Raw genomic sequence first — 5,284 nt, 5'->3', positions numbered from 1 at the left:
ACGGTAATCTGCACGACGGATGATCCGATTGATTCCTTGGAGTATCACATCAAAATCAAGGAAATCAAAGATTTCCAAACCCAAGTGCTGCCGTCTTACCGTCCTGACAAAGCGCTCGAAATTAACCGAGCTACATTCCTTCCGTGGATCGCTCAACTGGAAAAAGCGGCAGACATCACGATCTCTTCTTACGACGACCTGCTTGCAGGACTTGAGAGCAGAGCTGAATTCTTTAATTCCGTTGGCTGTAAAGTGTCTGACCATGCGTTGGACTACGTGCCTTTTGCGGTGGCGACCAAAGATGAAGTTGAACAGATTTTCAAATCGGCCTTGGCTGGTAAAGCAGTTAGTCTGGAAGACGAGAAAAAGTATAAAGCCTTCACTTTATTGTTCCTAGGCGGCGTTTATAAAAAGCTGGATTGGGCGATGCAGTACCATATCAACGCGTCCCGTAACAATAATGGACAAGCTTTTGCAACACTGGGTCCGGACACTGGATTCGACTCCATCAACGATAGCCCTGTAGCGAGCGCGCTTACTGGATTGTTATCTTCTCTGGCTGTTGCAGATTCGCTGCCAAGAACTATTCTTTACTCATTGAATGCGCGTGACAATGAAATTCTTGCTTCGCTGATGGGTAGCTTCCAAGGCGACGGTATCCCGGGCAAAATTCAGCTTGGCGCCGCTTGGTGGTTTAACGATACGAAAGACGGCATGGTTTCGCAGATGAAATCGCTCGGCAATTTCGGATTGCTTGGCCGTTTCGTCGGAATGCTGACAGACTCCAGAAGCTTCTTGTCGTACACGCGGCATGATTATTTCCGCAGAATTCTGTGCAACATGTTTGGCGAGTGGGTTGAAGATGGCGAGTTCCCGAACGATGAGCAGTTGCTCAAGCAATTGGTTCAAGGTATCTCCTACGATAACGCGAAACAATATTTTGGGTTTTAAATGATAAAGGCTTTCCACAGGTAGAGTTATACTTGTGGGGAGCCTTTTTTTTGTGGGCGCGCTTGTGGGGCAGGCGTGGGATCAGCGCGGCGAGGTATGGAGCGCGAACTGGCGGTTATGCCAACCTGCAACAAGTAAGCAGAACCCAGCCGCCGCAAAAAACAACTGACCTAAAACAACTGATCCAAAACAGCCGACCCAAAACAGCCAACCCAAAACAACTAGACATAAACCGTCATCTCTCAAGTAGCATCCACGGTAACCGGTTAGTTACCAATCACGAGCGCAGGACCTCCACCACCAACTAGTCACAAGTCCTACTCTGAAGTAGCATCCACCAACAACAGCATCAGTCACCAATCACGAGCGCAGGACCTCCACCACCAACTAGTCATAAGCCATACTCTCAAGTAGCATCCACCAATAGCAGTACCAGTCACCAATCACGAGCGAAAGTCACACCACCAACTAGTCACAAGTCCTACTCTCAAGTAGCATCTACCAATACCCGCGTCAGTCACCATGCGCAGTCTGAATAACAGGAATTCCTCCTGTTATTCAATGTGATTTCACCAGTTAATCCCAATTAGCAGAAATTCCTGCAGCTAATTCAGCCGTATAACCTCAAATCACAGCATTTATATCGAATTAAAGGTAGAATCTTCCTCTAAATTGCATTACCATACTCGACATGGAAAATTAACAACACTTTTTCCCTCTAATCCCCTCAAATCCCCAACTATCCCTGTCAAATCCCATCTATTCGCATCCAACGCAAGCCTCCCACCCACTACTGGCTAAGCCGCATCAACTTCCGACACTCAAGCGGCGTCTGCGAGGTGACCTGCTTGAATACGCGGCCGAAATGGGCGACACTATCGAAGCCCGATTGCTCCGCAATGTGAATCACCTTCAGCTTCGTTTCTCTTAGCAGCCGCTGAGCTTCCCGAATCCGCACATTGTTCAAATATTCAACGAACGAGAAACCCGTCGTCTCTTTAAATGAGCGGCAAAAATAGCTGGGACTGATATAAAATGTCTCCGAGATCGAAGCTAGCGTCAGCCGATTCCGGTAGTGCTCGTTGATAAAGGCCACAATCTCAAAAATCTTGGGATTGTGGGATTGCGGTGCGTGATCTTGAGCCGTGCTGATCTTATCAGTAAGGCGCGAGCAGAAGATCAACAACTGCGTAAACAGAGCGCGGCTGTTTAATTGCCATCCACCGAGTGCCTGCTGCTGTTCGCGGAGCATTTGGAACAGCAGATTCTCAACTACGGTACGATTCGTACCGCTCAGAGAGAATACATGCTGTTTTTGCACGAAAGGCACCAGCAAGTGCGTGGACGCATCTTCCCCGATGGAGCGAATCCACCTGTCATCGAAGCTGAGCAAAATGCGCTCATGAGCCTCCGCGTCGACATTTCGGGTTTTGTGCAGCTGATTTTTATCGATAAAAACGAGGTCGCCTTCTTGAATGAAGTACGAGCGGTCTTGTATAAAGTAGTAGCGTTTACCACTTAGCAAATAATAGATTTCATAATGATCATGGAAATGATTCACCTGCATGGAGTAGGGACGATCTCTGCGCAGTCTTTCGATTTCATATTGGATCACAAGGAACACCTCTTCGATCAGATCAAACTAAAATGTACTGTTATTATAGCAAAATATGCAAAGAATGAAAGACATTAGATAAGATTTGATTAGAAACGCAGCAAATATTGTATTAATCTTGAGGTAAGAAAACTTATTCTCGAGAGGGGCTTAACCGGTTATGAAAAAACGTTATGCAGTCGTCGGCACCGGAGGACGGGCCGAATTTTTCTATGGCGCTATTGTAAGAGATTTCCAAGATACATCTGAGTTGGTAGCAATCTGCGATATTAATCAAACAAGAATGGACTTTACAAACGGTTTGCTGCAAAAGAAATATGAATATAAGGCTGTACCAACTTATAAAGCGCATGAATTCGAAGAGATGATCCGCAGAGAAAAGCCGGATTATGTGATTGTAACTTCCGTTGACCGCACGCATCATACGTACATTATTAAAGCGATGGAACTGGGTTGCGATGTAATTTCGGAGAAACCGATGACAGTGGATGAAGAGAAATGTCAAGAGATTCTTGATGCAATCAAGCGGACAGGTCGTCAGCTTCGCGTAACCTTCAATTATCGTTATGCACCGCACAATACGAAAATCCGTGAGTTGATCATGGATGGAACAATCGGCGACGTGCACTCCGTGCATTTTGAATGGTTGCTTAACACCCAGCATGGCGCGGACTATTTCCGCAGATGGCATCGGGATAAGCGCAATGGCGGCGGTCTGCTCGTGCACAAATCGACGCATCAYTTCGACCTTGTGAACTTCTGGCTGGGAACGCGTCCTGAAACCGTTTATGCAATGGGTGGATTGATGTTCTACGGCAGAGAAAATGCGGAGAAACGCGGCGAGACCAAGTTCTATCAACGCGCAACAGGCAACGAAAATGCGAAGGATGACCCTTTTGCACTGCATTTGGACAAAAACGAGCATCTCAAAGGCTTATATTTAAATGCGGAGCATGAAGATGGCTACCAGCGCGATCAAAGCGTCTTTGGTGACGGTATTAATATCGAGGACACGATGGGCGTTATGGTTCGCTACAAAAATAAAGCAATTCTAACCTATTCTTTGAATGCTTATATGCCATGGGAAGGCTTCAATGTGCACATTAACGGCAGCAAAGGCCGTATAGAGATGAAAGTCGTTGAGCAATCGTATGTCAATTCCGGCGGCAAAAAAGAAGATGAAGGTGCTTTGAAGGAGAAAACGATCAAAGTGTTCCCTATGTTCGCAGCGCCTTATCAGGTTCAAATCGAAGAAGGCGTTGGCGGTCACGGTGGCGGAGACCCGGTGCTGCTTCGCGATATTTTCGAAAAAGCATCTGACGATCGCTTCCAAAGAGCAGCCTCTCACGTAGACGGAGCTATGTCCATTCTTACAGGCATCGCGGGCAATATTTCACTACGCACAGGACAACCCGTTGCTGTAGATAAGTTAGTCACTTTTTAGCAAATAAGGGTGAGGTGACGGTATGTGGAATCCAGATGCGATCATGGAGAATCTCTATCTCTCCTATGAGCAGAAACGTCTAGAGCAGCAGATGGAAGAGAGTGCTGAGCAGACCAGGGAAAGGCTTAAGCAAGGGCTGGCCAGTTCTTTGCAGATAGGATGGATGACGAAGGATGAGCTTCGCCCTGTTCTTCTCGAGCGTATCGAACGGGATGATCATATTCAGGAACGAGTCGAATTTGGAACCGTGTCGGGATTCCGTGTCCCTGCTTACGTGCTGATCCCCAAGGGTAAAAAAGAGCGGTCAACCGCAGTCCTTGCCCTACATGGGCATGGCTACGGCAGTAGGCAGATATCCGGCATGCATGCTGATGGCACCGAAAATACCGGAGAACCGGATTCCCATGGCAATTATGCGCTTGAATTAGTGAGGCGCGGCTTTATCGTCATGGTGCCGGAAATTATCGGTTTCGGTGATCGGCGATTAGCTGAAGAGCTGAAGGATGGAAAAGTTGGCAACTCCTCTTGCCAAGCGCTTGCTGCCCATCTGATGCTCTACGGCATATCACTGGCAGGGCTGCGCATGCAGGAAGCGCAGCGAGCCATTGATTATTTGCTGACACGTGAGGATGTCGAAGGCGACAGCGTAGGCTGCTTTGGCTTCTCAGGTGGCGCTTTAATTGCTGCTTACATAGCGGCGCTGGATGAACGCGTCAAGGCTACCGTGTTATGTGCCTTTACTAATACGTTCAAGGGCAGTATTATGCATGTTCGGCACTGCATTGACAACTATTTGCCAGGCGCGCTGGCCTATGCGGAGCTGCCTGAATTAATAGGTCTGATTGCACCACGTTCGTTATTCATTGCTTCTGGCAAGCAGGATCGTATTTTCCCGGTTGCAACGGTGGAAGTGGCGATTGAGCATTTGAAGGGCGAGTACACGAAACTTGGTGCGGCTGAGCGGTTGGGGTACCATTTGTACGAAGGTAAGCACGAAGTGAATGGGAGCCAGGCCTATCCTTGGCTGGTTGAGGCTATGAGTAAAGAGTTGTCCGGTTGTTAACCGGCGGCTCTTTTTGCTTTCTATCGCTATCTTTCTATGCTACCCTTTAGGGAGAGTTAACAAGGTGGTGTGCTTCTTTTGAAAAGAATATTAATTACCGGATATAAAGCATCAGAGCTAGGCATTTTTTCATTAAAACATCCAGGTATCTCGATTATTAAAAAGGCGATCCAGAAAAGACTCTCTCCGCTGATTGAAGAGGGGCTTGAAT

General features: G+C 47.4%; 5 protein-coding genes. 4 read left to right on the top strand and 1 reads right to left on the bottom strand.

The window, feature by feature from the left end; translation table 11 throughout:
• The coding region (uxaC, locus tag AC1DUA_RS22120; RefSeq protein WP_477501828.1) for a glucuronate isomerase at positions 1 to 951 on the top strand (951 nt) is incomplete at its 5' end.
• Between the two features lie 790 nt (positions 952 to 1,741).
• On the opposite strand, the gene AC1DUA_RS22115 is transcribed toward uxaC, so the two are convergent.
• On the bottom strand, positions 1,742 to 2,566 hold the full coding sequence (locus AC1DUA_RS22115) for a helix-turn-helix transcriptional regulator (RefSeq protein WP_477501827.1): 825 nt from the start codon (positions 2,564 to 2,566) through the stop codon (positions 1,742 to 1,744).
• Between the two features lie 160 nt (positions 2,567 to 2,726).
• Between AC1DUA_RS22115 and AC1DUA_RS22110 the strand changes: the two genes are divergently transcribed.
• The 3 genes from AC1DUA_RS22110 to AC1DUA_RS22100 form a co-directional block, all read left to right on the top strand.
• Positions 2,727 to 4,010: a Gfo/Idh/MocA family protein gene (locus AC1DUA_RS22110; protein ID WP_477501826.1), complete on the top strand. Its 1,284-nt coding sequence runs from the start codon at positions 2,727 to 2,729 to the stop codon at positions 4,008 to 4,010.
• Positions 4,011 to 4,032: 22 nt separating this feature from the next.
• Positions 4,033 to 5,073 (top strand): dienelactone hydrolase family protein, encoded by a 1,041-nt coding sequence (locus AC1DUA_RS22105; protein WP_477501825.1) that lies wholly within the window; start codon positions 4,033 to 4,035, stop codon positions 5,071 to 5,073.
• Positions 5,074 to 5,151: 78 nt separating this feature from the next.
• Positions 5,152 to 5,284 (top strand): SLOG family protein (locus AC1DUA_RS22100; RefSeq protein ID WP_477501829.1); only part of this gene is annotated, 133 nt, incomplete at its 3' end.

This window comes from Paenibacillus sp. 01T422 (assembly GCF_056398785.1).
The sequence above is the reverse complement of the archived record's forward strand: the minus strand, read 5'-3'. Positions and strand labels throughout refer to the sequence as shown.

Bases quoted from the DNA above. Each gene is read 5' to 3' on its own strand.
- AC1DUA_RS22105 (WP_477501825.1), top strand. From the start codon at position 4,033: ATGTGGAATCCAGATGCGATCATGGAGAATCTCTATCTCTCCTATGAG.